Raw genomic sequence first — 12,756 nt, forward strand, 5'->3', positions numbered from 1 at the left:
ATGCCGAATGACAGGATAGGCTGGGCGGTCGACGTTCTGGCGCCGCGCGCGTCCGAGCGGATCCTCGAAATCGGTTGCGGCCACGGGGTCGCGGTGACGATGGTTTGCGACAGGCTGACCGATGGCCATATCGTCGCCGTCGACCGCTCGGCGACGATGATCGCGGCGGCAAAGCGGCGAAATGCGGTTCATCTCGCCGCCGGCCGCGTGCAGTTTCATGCGGCCGAGCTTGCCTCTGCGGATTTCGGCGAGGCGCGTTTCGATAAAGCCTTCGCCCTGCGCGTCGGCGTTTTCGCGCGCAACGGCCCCGTGCGCGAGCTTGAGGTTCTGGCGCGGCACCTTTCTCCGGCGGGGCGGCTCTTTCTTTTCCACGACGAGCCATCCCGCAGCGCCGCCGATGTTGCTCGGCGACTTGAGGCGGGCATAAGGCGTAATGCCTGGACGGTGGCAGCAGTGCTAACGCGCAGGTTTGACGGTTGCGACGTCGCCTGCGTCATCGCTGTTCCACCGAAGCGGGTTGCCGTTGCCGACGAACCGAAGCGGTGAGGTAAGTTGTGTTCGCAGCACCCCGCCAGCGGCGGAGTGCTGCATCGGTGGCGCTGCTTTACGTCGGACTCGCTGCCGCGGAGGCAAAGAAATCCTCCGGCCCCTCGATCTCGACGAGCCGCCGGTTTTCGATCTGCCAGAAGCGATTGCCGACGGCGCGCACGAAGCTGCGATCGTGGGAGACGAGTAGGCAGGTCGCCTCGTTGGCCATCAATTCCGATTCCAGCGCCTCCTGTCCATCGATGTCCAGATGGTTGGTCGGTTCGTCGAGCAGGTAGAAATTCGGATTGGTGAGCCTCAGGATAAGCATCGCAAGCCTCGACTTCTGCCCGCCCGAAAGAGCGCCGATCGGGCGCGTCTGGAGGTCGATGCCAAGGCCGGCGCCCGCAAGCAGGGCGCGTGCCCTTTGATCGCCGATCTCGAATCGCCGGCCGAGGGCTGCAAGCGGCGTGTCCTCATCCGGCAGGCCAGCAAGGGCCTGATCACTGTAGCCGAGCACGACAGACGGCGTTGACTTGATGCTTTCCGAGGCGTGGCCCGATCCGGATACCGCCGTTCTGATCAGGTCGACGAAACGGGATTTTCCGGCCCCGTTGCGCCCGAGCAGCACAATGCGGTCGCCCTGGCAGATCCAGAGCTTGCCTGTCTTGAAGAGCAGACGTCCGCCAGGCGCCTCCACGGACACACTGTCAAGCGTCAGCAGGGTCTTTGCGTGCGTGCCGCGGTTGGCAAGCCGGATCGCCCCGGATGATCGTTCTTGAAAGCCCGGCCGCGCCGCGTCTTCCAGACGCTCCGCCCGCTGGCGCAACTGCTTCGTCTTGACGGTCAGGAGATCGCTACCGGAGTTGATGCCGATATTGTTGAGCTTGGCCGCCTGCCGGCGCAACTGCTGGGCCGTCTTCATCTCCTTCTGATAACGCCGCTCATCCGAGGCATCGATCTCGTCTAGCGCGCTGCGGGCGCGCGAATAGGGAAGCGAAAACACCTGAGACTGCTCAGGACGCAGAAACAGCGTGCGGTTGGTTGTTGCATCGAGAAAGGCGCGGTCATGGCTGGAGATCAGCACGGGAACGTCGCGGGGGAGGCTGTTGAGCCAGGTTTCCAGCCGCATGATCTTGGCGAGGTCGAGGTGGTTCGTCGGTTCGTCGAGCAGCAGCGCGTCCGGATCGGTGACCGAGACGCGAGCGAGAAGCGCAAGCCTCTGCCAGCCGCCGCTGAGCTCAGCGATCGGCCGCTCGCGAAGCTCCGTGGGAACGTCGATCGAATCCAGCGTGACGTCGACTCGCCAGCTTTCTGTTTCCGCCTGTTCCTCCGGCAACGCCTCGAGCACCGCTTCGTAGAATGACTTGCCCAAGATGGCGGACGGCACCGCTTGCTCGACGTGGCCGACAGTGAGGCCACGCGAGCGCGTGATTTCGCCGGCGGTCGGATCAAGCCCGCCTGCGATGCATTTCAAAAGCGTGGACTTTCCCCGGCCGTTGGCGGCGACGATGCCGATGCGGTCGCCGGCTGCGACCGAAAGGTTGAGGTTCGAGAAGAGCGGCGCACCCAAGGTGACGCCGAGGTTCTTTACATTGATCAAGGCCATTGTCGTTCTCTGGACTGCCCGAGCTGTGCTCCCGCTTCCGATAATTGATTGGTTGCGGGGTGGCCGGATGCGAACGCCAGCGCGTTGCTCGGGCCATTCGACCCGGTTTGGTGACGATGAGCGGCGCCAAAAAACCCTTTGGTTCGGCTCCGCACGACGACTGGGCAGACCAGGAAACGATGAGAATGAGGTTCAGTCTCTGGTCAGCCCTGCAAACGCATTTGCAGGGCGGAGACGGGGCCACGCTGGCGGTGGTGCCGGAAGTATGTGATCACGCGCAGCCCTCCCTTCATCACTTGAGTTGCGGTGCCTTGATAGCATCGCGCACAAAGTCTTGCAACCATGGCGAGACGAGGGATCGGCAGGACGGTTCCAACACGGATTGTAACAACGCCATTCCGTCGCCTTGCCATTGCACGTCGCCCGTTGATCCGCTAAGAGACGCCGCGACTTTCCACTCCCCGTAGCGGTGACTGGCCGATGTCCGAGAAGTCCCAAGCTTTTTTGATCGACAGGCGCCGGCGGGGACGCTTTCCCTGTCGCGCGCTCGCGCGCAAACATCGGTACCGGTAGAGGCGAAATGGCACGCATCGTGATGAAATTCGGCGGAACGTCCGTCGCAAATTTGGAACGCATCTACAATGTCGCCCGCCATGTGAAACGTGAGGTCGATGCCGGCCACGAGGTCGCCGTCGTCGTTTCCGCCATGTCCGGCAAGACCAACGAACTGGTCGGCTGGGTCGAAAACATGCCGAAGGTCGCCGGTTCGAACGCCCCGTTTTACGACGCGCGCGAATACGATGCGGTCGTTGCCTCCGGTGAGCAGGTCACCTCCGGTCTGCTTGCGATCGCGCTGCAATCCATGAACATCAACGCGCGCTCCTGGCAGGGTTGGCAGATCCCGATCAAGACCGACAACGCCCACGGCGCTGCCCGCATCCTCGATATCGAAGGAGCCGACATCATCCGGCGGATGGGCGAGGGCCAGGTGGCGGTGATCGCCGGCTTCCAGGGCCTTGGCCCAGACAACCGGCTGGCCACACTCGGGCGCGGCGGCTCCGACACTTCGGCGGTTGCGATCGCCGCCGCCGTTAAGGCCGACCGCTGCGACATCTACACCGATGTCGATGGCGTCTACACGACCGATCCGCGCATCGAGCCCAAGGCGCGGCGGCTGAAGAAAATCGCCTTCGAGGAAATGTTGGAAATGGCCTCGCTCGGCGCCAAGGTGTTGCAGGTGCGCTCGGTCGAGCTCGCCATGGTGCACAAGGTTCGCACGTTCGTGCGCTCTTCTTTCGAGGATCCCGATGCGCCGGGCATGGGTGACCTTCTGAACCCGCCCGGAACGCTGATTTGTGATGAGGATGAGATCGTGGAACAGGAAGTCGTAACCGGCATTGCCTATGCCAAGGATGAAGCCCAGATTTCGCTGCGCCGTCTGGCAGACCGGCCGGGCGTTTCCGCCGCGATCTTCGGTCCCCTGGCAGAAGCCCATATCAACGTCGACATGATCGTCCAGAACATCTCGGAAGACGGCTCGAAGACGGACATGACCTTCACCGTCCCTTCGGGCGATGTCGACAAGGCGCTCAAGGTGCTTTCCGACAACAAGGAAAAGATCGGCTACGATGTCGCCCAGTCCGAATCCGGCCTGGTCAAGGTCTCGGTGATCGGTATCGGCATGCGCAGCCATGCGGGCGTCGCCGCATCCGCCTTCCGGGCGCTTGCCGAGAAGGGGATCAACATCAAGGCGATCACCACCTCCGAGATCAAGATATCCATTCTGATCGACGGTCCATATGCGGAATTGGCGGTTCGCACTTTGCATTCCGCCTACGGTCTGGATAAGAGTTAATTAGCAGACATTTCGATTTGGGATTCACGGCTCGAAAGGCCGCGGGTCCAGATGTATGTCGTCGGTAATTCTTATTCTGGAGACCTTACGCGATGAGAGACCTTTCCGCAGGTCCGCGCGTTCTCCTCAAGCGGTTGCGCGAGCTCATGGCGGAACCGCTCGAGCCGCAAGAGCGCCTGGACCGGATCGTGCGCCAGATCGCACAGAACATGGTCGCGGAAGTGTGCTCCGTCTACGTATTGCGTTCCGACGGCGTGCTCGAACTTTATGCCACCGAAGGCCTGAACAAGACCGCCGTCCACCTGGCGCAGTTGAAGATGGGGCAAGGTCTCGTCGGCACCATCGCCGCCTCCGCACGGCCGCTCAACCTTTCCGACGCGCAGTCGCATCCGGCCTTCACCTACCTGCCGGAGACGGGCGAAGAGATCTACCACTCCTTCCTTGGCGTGCCGATCCTGCGCACGGGGCGCGCGCTTGGCGTTCTCGTCGTGCAGAACAAGGCGATGCGCAATTATCGCGAGGACGAGGTCGAGGCGCTCGAGACCACGGCGATGGTTCTCGCCGAGATGGTTGCGACCGGCGAATTGAAGAAGATCACCAAGCCGGGGCTCGAACTCGATCTTTCACGCCCGGTCTCGATCGAAGGCAACAGTTTTGGCGAAGGCATAGGTCTCGGTTACGTCGTGCTGCACGAGCCGAGGATCGTCGTCACGAACCTGCTCAATGAGGATACCGAACAGGAGTTGCAGCGACTTGCGGAGGCGCTTGGTTCCCTGCGTATCTCCATCGACGACATGCTGTCGCGCCGTGAGGTGTCGATGGAGGGCGAGCACCGGGCGGTGCTCGAAACCTATCGCATGTTCGCCCATGATCGTGGCTGGGTAAGGAAGCTTGAAGAAGCGATCCGCAACGGCCTGACGGCGGAAGCGGCCGTCGAACGGGTTCAGAGCGAGACCAAGGCGCGGATGATCCGGCTGACGGACCCCTATCTCCGCGAGCGGATGCACGATTTCGACGACCTTGCCAACCGGCTGCTACGCCAGCTTTCCGGCTATGGCGCCAAGCTTTCGGCAGCCGACTTCCCGAATGACGCGATCATCGTCGCCCGCGCCATGGGTGCGGCGGAACTGCTCGACTATCCGCGAGAGAGAGTGCGCGGCTTGGTCCTTGAAGAGGGCGCGGTCACGAGCCATGTAGTGATCGTCGCCCGAGCCATGGGGATCCCGGTCGTCGGCCAGGCGGCAGGTGCGGTGGCGCTTGCCGAGAACCGTGACGCAATCATCGTCGACGGTGACGACGCGAAGGTGCATTTGCGGCCGTTGGCCGACCTGCAACGGGCCTATGAGGAGAAGGTACGGTTCCGCGCCCGCCGGCAAGCCCAGTTTCGCGCGCTGAAGGATGTCGAGCCGCTGACGAAAGATGGCAAGCGCATTACGCTGCAGATGAACGCCGGCCTGCTGGTCGATCTGCCGCATCTGAACGAGGCGGGGGCGGAAGGCATCGGGCTTTTCCGCACAGAGCTGCAATTCATGATCGCTTCGACCATGCCGAAGGCCGAGGAACAGGAGGCCTTCTATCGCAACGTGCTGAAGCAAACGGGCGGCAAGCCGGTGACCTTCCGCACGCTCGACATCGGTGGCGACAAGGTCGTACCCTATTTCCGCGCGGCGGAAGAGGAAAATCCGGCGCTCGGCTGGCGCGCGATCCGGCTTTCGCTCGACCGACCCGGACTTCTGCGCACGCAGTTGAGGGCGATGCTGAGAGCGGCCGCCGGCGCCGAACTCAAGCTGATGCTGCCGATGGTGACGGAAGTCTCCGAGCTCAAGTTGGCGCGCGAGCTTTTGCAGAAGGAGATCGAGCGCCAGTCGAAGCTTGGCGAGCAGTTGCCGCGCAAGCTGCAGTTCGGCGCGATGCTGGAAGTTCCGGCCCTGATGTGGCAGCTCGATGAGCTGATGTCGGAGGTGGATTTCGTTTCCGTCGGTTCGAACGACCTGTTCCAGTTCGCGATGGCCGTCGACCGCGGCAACGCGCGTGTGTCCGATCGTTTCGACATTCTCGATCGGCCATTCCTGCGCATCCTGCGTGATATCGTGCGGGCCGGCGAGCGCAATGACACGCCGGTCACGCTCTGCGGCGAAATGGCGAGCAAGCCGTTGTCGGCGATGGCGCTGCTTGGCCTCGGCTTCCGCTCGGTGTCGATGTCGCCGACTGCAGTCGGGCCGGTCAAGGCGATGCTTTTGGCGCTCGATGCCGGCAAGCTGGCCGAGATCCTGGAAGCTGCGCTCGACGACGTGAAATCCCAAACGTCCGTTCGGCAGCTCCTTGTCGATTTCGCAGCGGCGAACGGCATACCGGTTTAGACAGGATTGAAGCGCCTTATAGCGCCACGCGTCCAATCAGACGCGCAAAGGTCGCTGTAGGGCTTTGAGTTGCTGCATGATTTTGTCCTTAAATCGATTCCGATTTTAGGAACCATGCAGCAGCCACGCCCGGATGGACCCGGGCGGGGCGAACGCATTTGGAGTTACATTTGGCAAATCTTCCCGTTGAAAAGATGCGCGAACTGGAGCGCCGGTTCGGTGAAATCGAAGCTCGCATGTCGGCCGGTCCGGCAGCAGACGTCTATGTGAAACTGGCCTCGGAATATTCCGAGCTGCAGCCGGTCGTGACGAAGATCCGCGCCTACGAAAAGACCACGGCTGAGCTTGCCGACATCAACGCCATGCTTGCCGACCGGACAACGGACAAAGAGATGCGCGACCTCGCGGAGATGGAAAAGCCCGAGGTCGAAGAGCAGATCGAAGCGCTCGAGCAGGAGATTCAGATCCTGCTGCTGCCGAAGGATGCGGCCGACGAAAAAAGCGCGATCCTTGAAATCCGCGCCGGTACGGGCGGCTCGGAGGCGGCGCTCTTCGCCGGCGATCTTTTCCGGATGTACGAGCGCTATGCCTCGACCAAGGGCTGGCGTGTCGAGGTCCTTTCCGCAAGTGAAGGCGAGGCTGGCGGCTACAAGGAAATCATCGCCACCGTGTCAGGCCGCGGCGTTTTCTCGCGATTGAAGTTCGAATCCGGCGTTCACCGGGTCCAGCGCGTGCCGGAGACCGAGGCGAGCGGGCGCATCCACACCTCCGCCGCGACGGTGGCGGTTCTGCCCGAGGCGGAGGAGATCGACATTGATATCCGGCCCGAGGATATCCGAATCGATACGATGCGGTCTTCCGGCGCCGGCGGCCAGCACGTCAATACCACCGACTCGGCGGTCCGCATCACGCATATTCCAACAGGCATCGTCGTCACCAGTTCGGAAAAATCGCAGCATCAGAACCGCGCCAAGGCGATGCAGGTGCTGCGTTCGCGGCTCTTCGACATGGAGCGCCAGCGTGCCGACAGCGAGCGGTCGGCCGATCGCAGGAGCCAGGTGGGTTCCGGCGACCGCTCGGAGCGCATCCGCACCTATAATTTCCCGCAGGGCCGCATCACGGATCATCGCATCAACCTGACGCTCTACAAGCTCGACCGGATGATGGAAGGCGAGATCGACGAGGTCGTGGATGCGCTGCTGGCGGATCATCAGGCGAGCCAACTCGCGCTGCTCGGCGAGCAGCAGGGCTGAGCCGCAATGGCTGAGACGCTCGACCGCCTTCTTGCCGAGAGCCGCGACCGGCTGAAGGCCGCGGGTATCGAGACGGCGGCGCTCGATGCACGTCATCTGATTTCCGGGCTGCTCGGGCTTTCGCTTGCGGCGTTGATGACACGTGGAGGGGAGACGGTCGATGACGCCATGGCCGCGCGTATCCGCGCCGCGGTCGCCCGTCGCGCAGCGCGTGAGCCGGTCTACCGCATCCTGGGCGAAAGAGAATTCTACGGACTGACCTTCAAGCTCTCGAAGGACACGCTCGAACCGCGACCTGACACAGAGACGCTGGTTGATTGCATGATCCCACATATGCGGCGGATTGCCGCCAGAAAGGGGTCCTGCCGGATCGTTGATCTAGGCACCGGAACGGGAGCGATCTGTCTCGCGATTCTTCATCAGGTACTTGAAGCGCGCGGTCTCGGTACCGATATATCGGAAGACGCCCTGGCAACGGCGCGTGACAACGCAGAGCGCAACGGTCTTTCTGCACGCTTCCAGACGCTTCGGAGCAACTGGTTCGATAAGGTCGATGGGCGGTTCGATGTGGTCGTCTCAAATCCGCCTTATATCCGGTCCAGAATCGTCGATGAGCTTGAGCCGGAAGTGAAATTGCATGATCCGGCCGCTGCTCTTGATGGCGGAGACGACGGACTTAATGCCTATCGTGCCATCGCCCTTCACGCCGATCGTCATCTTGAAACAGACGGCGTAATCGGCTTGGAAATCGGTTTCGATCAAAAGCAGGCGGTAACGGCGCTGTTCGTGGCGCAAGGGTTTCGCTTGCATGATAGCGCGAAGGATCTTGGCGGCAACGACCGGGTCCTTGTATTCAAGCGCGACGGAGAATGCGGCAGCGATCGTTGAAAAAATGCTGCATCGGCGCATCTCTTTTCTCGAAGGGCAAAGAAAGGGCTTGGAATCCTAAAGGAAGCGGGCTAGTTTGCCCCCGCGCACTGGGCAGAAGGTCATTGACCAAAGATTCGTTCCGGTATGACCTGGCCACGGGGATTGCTCTCAAGAAAGAGTTGCTAGGGTTCGACAGTGCCTCGTGCGGGTACCTGTTAATTTGACGTCAGCCGGCGCCGAGATCGCAATATGCGGTCTGTTGCGGCGCGTGTTTTTCCGGGCGCGGACAGATCCCGCCGGGATGCGGAACCACATGATCATCATTATCAAGAAAATTCGGGTGAATGTACTATGAGGCCAGGACAGCAAAACAAGCGCGGCCGTGGGCGAAACAACAACAATAACGGAAACAACAATCACAATCGTAAGGGATCCAATCCGCTTACGCGGACTTACGACAGTTCCGGCCCCGACGTGAAGATTCGCGGTACGGCCCAGCACATCGCCGAGAAGTATGCCGCCCTTGCGCGCGACGCCCAGAGCTCCGGCGACCGCGTCATGGCCGAGAACTACCTGCAGCACGCCGAGCACTACAACCGCATCATCGCAGCCGCCCAGGCACAGATGCAGGATCGCTTCCAGCGCGAAGAGCGCCAGGACTATCAGGAAAGAGACGTGGCCGATCGCGATCAGGACGATCTGGATCAGGTCTATGCCGAAGAAGCGCCGGTCTCGATTGCAGCCCAGCCTTCGGTGAGCGCACCCCAGCCGATTATCGACGGTTCCGGGCCGCAGCCGGTGATCGAAGGCACACCTGCCGAAGTTGCAATGGAAGAGGAAACGCCTGCGGCTGCGTCCAGCCGTCCGGCCTCTCGCCGTCGCAGCGCCAGCCGCCCGCGCCGACAGCCGCGCCGCACGCAGGAGGAAGCATCGGACGACGCCCAGTCGACCGGCGAATCTGCCGGCGATGCACCGGCGCTCGCTACCTCGGAATAAGCGCGATTACGGTCGCATTTGCGGGCTCGGCCCACGGATCGCTGAAAACCCGGCTGCTTGGCGGCCGGGTTTTTTATGTCGGTCGCTCGCTCGCCGGATCCCCATGCTTTCTGCCGGGTCCGGGTTGCTCCACATGCCCATCGAGATTTCCCCAACCCCTCTCGCGACGGCCCTTTAATTTCTGAAAACGCTGCCCCATATTCCGCTTCGAAGACTTGATCACGCGCAATGCGACGACGAGGTTTCACTGCATAATTCCTTAGATGGAAATCGATCCAAGGATAAAATTATGCGGCATTTCAAAGCGTCAGAGACCGCGTCCGATAGGGCGCGCGGCGCTGAAGCAACAGGCTTGCCGAATGCGGGAGCCTGATCCTGAAACACTGGCCAGTGCCACGAAGATGGGCTCGCCGGGCTATGGAGGTAGAGAATGAATATCGAGAAATATTCCGAGCGTGTACGCGGTTTCCTGCAATCGGCGCAGACCTATGCGCTGGCAGAGGGACACCAGCAGTTCACGCCCGAGCACGTCCTCAAGGTATTGCTCGACGACGATCAGGGCATGGCCGCCTCTTTGATCGAGCGCGCCGGCGGTGATGCACGCGAGGCGCGAGCCGGAACTGTTCAGGCTCTGGCCAAGCTCCCGAAGGTTTCCGGCGGCAATGGTTCCGTCTATCTGTCACAGCCGCTTGCCAAGGTTTTCACCGCAGCCGAACAGGCCGCGAAAAAAGCCGGCGACAGCTTCGTGACCGTCGAGCGCCTGCTCCTGGCGCTGGCAATCGAAAGCTCCGCTGCCACTGCATCGATCCTGTCGAAGGCAGGCGTCACCCCGACCAAGCTCAACCAGGTCATCAATGATATCCGCAAAGGGCGTACGGCAGACAGCGCCAATGCCGAGCAGGGATTCGACTCGCTTAAGAAATACGCGCGCGACCTGACGGCAGAAGCGCGGGACGGCAAGCTCGACCCGGTCATCGGCCGCGACGACGAAATCCGTCGCACGATCCAGGTGCTTTCGCGCCGGACGAAGAACAATCCGGTATTGATCGGCGAGCCGGGCGTCGGCAAGACGGCGATCGCCGAGGGCTTGGCGCTCCGCATCGTCGACGGCGACGTGCCGGAGAGCCTCAAGGACAAACGCCTCATGGCGCTCGACATGGGCGCGCTGATTGCCGGTGCCAAGTTCCGCGGCGAGTTCGAAGAGCGGCTGAAGGCCGTGCTCAACGAAGTGCGCGCGGAGGAGGGCGAGATCATCCTCTTTATCGACGAGATGCACACGCTTGTCGGCGCCGGCAAGGCGGACGGGGCGATGGATGCCTCGAACCTCCTAAAGCCCGCGCTTGCTCGCGGCGAACTGCACTGCGTCGGCGCGACGACGCTCGACGAGTATCGCAAGCATGTCGAAAAGGACGCGGCCCTTGCCCGACGGTTCCAGCCGGTGATGGTCGACGAGCCGACGGTTGAGGACACGATCTCGATTCTGCGCGGTCTCAAGGAGAAGTACGAACAGCACCACAAAGTGCGGATCTCGGATTCCGCGCTGGTGGCCGCCGCTACCCTTTCCAACCGCTACATCACCGACCGTTTCCTGCCGGACAAGGCGATCGACTTGATGGACGAGGCTGCGTCGCGCCTCAGGATGCAGGTTGACTCCAAGCCGGAAGAACTCGACGAACTCGACCGGCGTGTCATTCAGTTGAAGATCGAGCGCGAGGCCCTGAAGAAGGAGACCGACGCGTCCTCCAAGGATCGTCTCGCGAAACTCGAGCTGGACCTCGCTTCTCTAGAGGAAGAGGCTGCCGCGCTGACGGCGCGCTGGCAGGCTGAGAAACAGAAGCTCGGGCAAGCTGCCGATCTCAAGAAGCAGCTCGACGAGGCACGCAACGAGCTTCAGATCGTTCAGCGCAAAGGTGAGTTCCAGCGCGCGGGCGAACTCGCCTACGGGGTGATCCCGAAGCTTGAGAAGGAGCTTGCCGAAGCGGAAAGCCAGGACGGTTCGAACGCCAATGCGATGGTGCAGGAGGTGGTCACTCCCGACAACATCGCCCATGTCGTTTCGCGCTGGACCGGCATTCCCGTCGACAAGATGCTCGAAGGCGAGCGCGAGAAGCTGCTCAGGATGGAAGACGAACTGGCAAAATGGGTCGTCGGCCAGGGCGATGCGGTGCAGGCCGTCTCGCGGGCGGTCCGGCGTTCTCGCGCCGGGCTCCAGGATCCGAACCGGCCAATCGGCTCGTTCATCTTCCTCGGGCCGACCGGCGTCGGCAAGACGGAGCTGACCAAGGCGCTTGCACGGTTCCTCTTCGACGACGAGACGGCGCTGATGCGGATCGACATGTCGGAATACATGGAGAAGCACTCCGTTGCCCGGCTGATCGGTGCGCCTCCCGGCTATGTCGGCTATGAGGAAGGCGGGGCGCTGACGGAATCCGTTCGCCGCCGGCCCTACCAGGTCGTGCTCTTCGACGAGATCGAGAAGGCCCATCCGGATGTCTTCAACGTGCTCCTGCAGGTGCTTGACGACGGTCGCCTGACCGATGGCCAGGGGCGCACCGTCGACTTCAAGAACACGATGATCATCATGACCTCGAACCTCGGTGCGGAATACCTGACCGCTCTCGGCGAGAACGAGGACAGCGATGCCGTTCGCGATCAGGTGATGGAAGTGGTGAGAGCCGCTTTCCGGCCGGAATTCTTGAACCGCGTCGACGAGATCATCCTGTTCCATCGGCTTCGCCGCTCGGAAATGGGTGCGATCGTCGATATCCAGCTCGAAAGGCTGCGCAAGCTGCTTGCCGATCGCAAGATCACGATCGAACTGGAGGACGATGCGCGGTCCTTCCTGGCTGACAAGGGCTACGACCCCGCCTACGGCGCGCGGCCCTTGAAGCGGGCGATCCAGAAATATGTTCAGGATCCGCTGGCCGAGAGGATATTGCAGGGCGAGTTCCCGGACGGTTCCGTCGTGAAGGTTCTTGCCGGCTCCGACCGGCTGAACTTCAAGCGCGGGACCTCCGCCGAGAAGGAAGCCGCGTAAGGCGAAGCATCAAGAACAGAAAAGGCCGCCGAGGGGCGGCCTTTTCGCATTACAGCGGTGAGCGTTACTTGCTCGCGACCTCGTTGCCCTCGTCCTTGCCGAGGAGTTCATCGATCCGTTCGCGCTCCTTTTCGAACTTCGCCAGCGCTTCTCCCTTGAGCGACTTGCCGCCGGGCAGGCGGATGCGCAGGGGATCCACCTTGTTGCCGTTGACGATCAGCTCGTAGTGCAGGTGCGGCCCGGTCGAAAGC

9 protein-coding genes (1 of these 9 running past the window's edge) are annotated in these 12,756 nt (G+C 62.1%); 7 read left to right on the top strand and 2 right to left on the bottom strand.

What is annotated here, in order from left to right; genetic code table 11:
- Complete coding sequence (locus GHK62_RS33350; protein WP_153443272.1) at positions 1–546, top strand: class I SAM-dependent methyltransferase; 546 nt, start codon at positions 1–3, stop codon at positions 544–546.
- Positions 547–604: 58 nt separating this feature from the next.
- On the opposite strand, the gene GHK62_RS33355 is transcribed toward GHK62_RS33350, so the two are convergent.
- The gene (locus GHK62_RS33355) at positions 605–2,134 is read right to left on the bottom strand and encodes an ABC-F family ATP-binding cassette domain-containing protein (RefSeq protein ID WP_153443273.1); all 1,530 of its coding nucleotides are present in this window, start codon (positions 2,132–2,134) and stop codon (positions 605–607) included.
- 580 nt (positions 2,135–2,714) lie between these two features.
- Here GHK62_RS33355 and GHK62_RS33360 point away from each other — a divergent pair.
- From GHK62_RS33360 to clpB, 6 genes are all read left to right on the top strand, one after another.
- Entirely contained in the window at positions 2,715–3,989 is a 1,275-nt protein-coding gene (locus tag GHK62_RS33360; RefSeq protein ID WP_153443274.1) for an aspartate kinase, read from the top strand.
- A gap of 92 nt (positions 3,990–4,081) precedes the next feature.
- A complete protein-coding gene (gene ptsP / locus GHK62_RS33365; RefSeq protein WP_153443275.1) occupies positions 4,082–6,349 on the top strand; it encodes a phosphoenolpyruvate--protein phosphotransferase in 2,268 nt (755 codons plus the stop codon).
- 170 nt (positions 6,350–6,519) lie between these two features.
- Complete coding sequence (gene prfA, locus GHK62_RS33370) at positions 6,520–7,602, top strand: peptide chain release factor 1 (RefSeq protein ID WP_153443276.1); 1,083 nt, start codon at positions 6,520–6,522, stop codon at positions 7,600–7,602.
- Positions 7,603–7,608: 6 nt separating this feature from the next.
- Positions 7,609–8,490, top strand: coding sequence for a peptide chain release factor N(5)-glutamine methyltransferase (gene prmC, locus GHK62_RS33375; RefSeq protein ID WP_153443277.1), 882 nt, complete (start codon positions 7,609–7,611; stop codon positions 8,488–8,490).
- 333 nt (positions 8,491–8,823) lie between these two features.
- On the top strand, positions 8,824–9,468 hold the full coding sequence (locus GHK62_RS33380) for a DUF4167 domain-containing protein (RefSeq protein ID WP_153443278.1): 645 nt from the start codon (positions 8,824–8,826) through the stop codon (positions 9,466–9,468).
- Positions 9,469–9,898: 430 nt separating this feature from the next.
- Positions 9,899–12,505, top strand: a complete 2,607-nt coding sequence (clpB, locus tag GHK62_RS33385; protein WP_153443279.1) for an ATP-dependent chaperone ClpB — start codon at positions 9,899–9,901, stop codon at positions 12,503–12,505.
- Between the two features lie 64 nt (positions 12,506–12,569).
- On the opposite strand, the gene GHK62_RS33390 is transcribed toward clpB, so the two are convergent.
- A protein-coding gene (locus GHK62_RS33390; RefSeq protein WP_153443280.1) for a M23 family metallopeptidase crosses the window boundary here: on the bottom strand, positions 12,570–12,756 show its 3' portion. It continues 1,769 nt past the right edge of the window; only the last 187 of its 1,956 coding nucleotides appear in the window; its start codon lies beyond the right edge, outside the window; it ends in the stop codon at positions 12,570–12,572.

Source organism: Sinorhizobium terangae, assembly GCF_009601505.1.
Lineage (GTDB): Bacteria > Pseudomonadota > Alphaproteobacteria > Rhizobiales > Rhizobiaceae > Sinorhizobium > Sinorhizobium terangae.

Coding starts and splice junctions, on each gene's coding strand:
- prmC (WP_153443277.1), top strand. CDS start 7,609: ATGGCTGAGACGCTCGACCGCCTTCTTGCCGAGAGCCGCGACCGGCTG.
- clpB (WP_153443279.1), top strand. CDS start 9,899: ATGAATATCGAGAAATATTCCGAGCGTGTACGCGGTTTCCTGCAATCG.
- GHK62_RS33355 (WP_153443273.1), bottom strand. CDS start 2,134: ATGGCCTTGATCAATGTAAAGAACCTCGGCGTCACCTTGGGTGCGCCG.
- GHK62_RS33360 (WP_153443274.1), top strand. CDS start 2,715: ATGGCACGCATCGTGATGAAATTCGGCGGAACGTCCGTCGCAAATTTG.
- GHK62_RS33380 (WP_153443278.1), top strand. CDS start 8,824: ATGAGGCCAGGACAGCAAAACAAGCGCGGCCGTGGGCGAAACAACAAC.
- GHK62_RS33350 (WP_153443272.1), top strand. CDS start 1: ATGCCGAATGACAGGATAGGCTGGGCGGTCGACGTTCTGGCGCCGCGC.
- ptsP (WP_153443275.1), top strand. CDS start 4,082: ATGAGAGACCTTTCCGCAGGTCCGCGCGTTCTCCTCAAGCGGTTGCGC.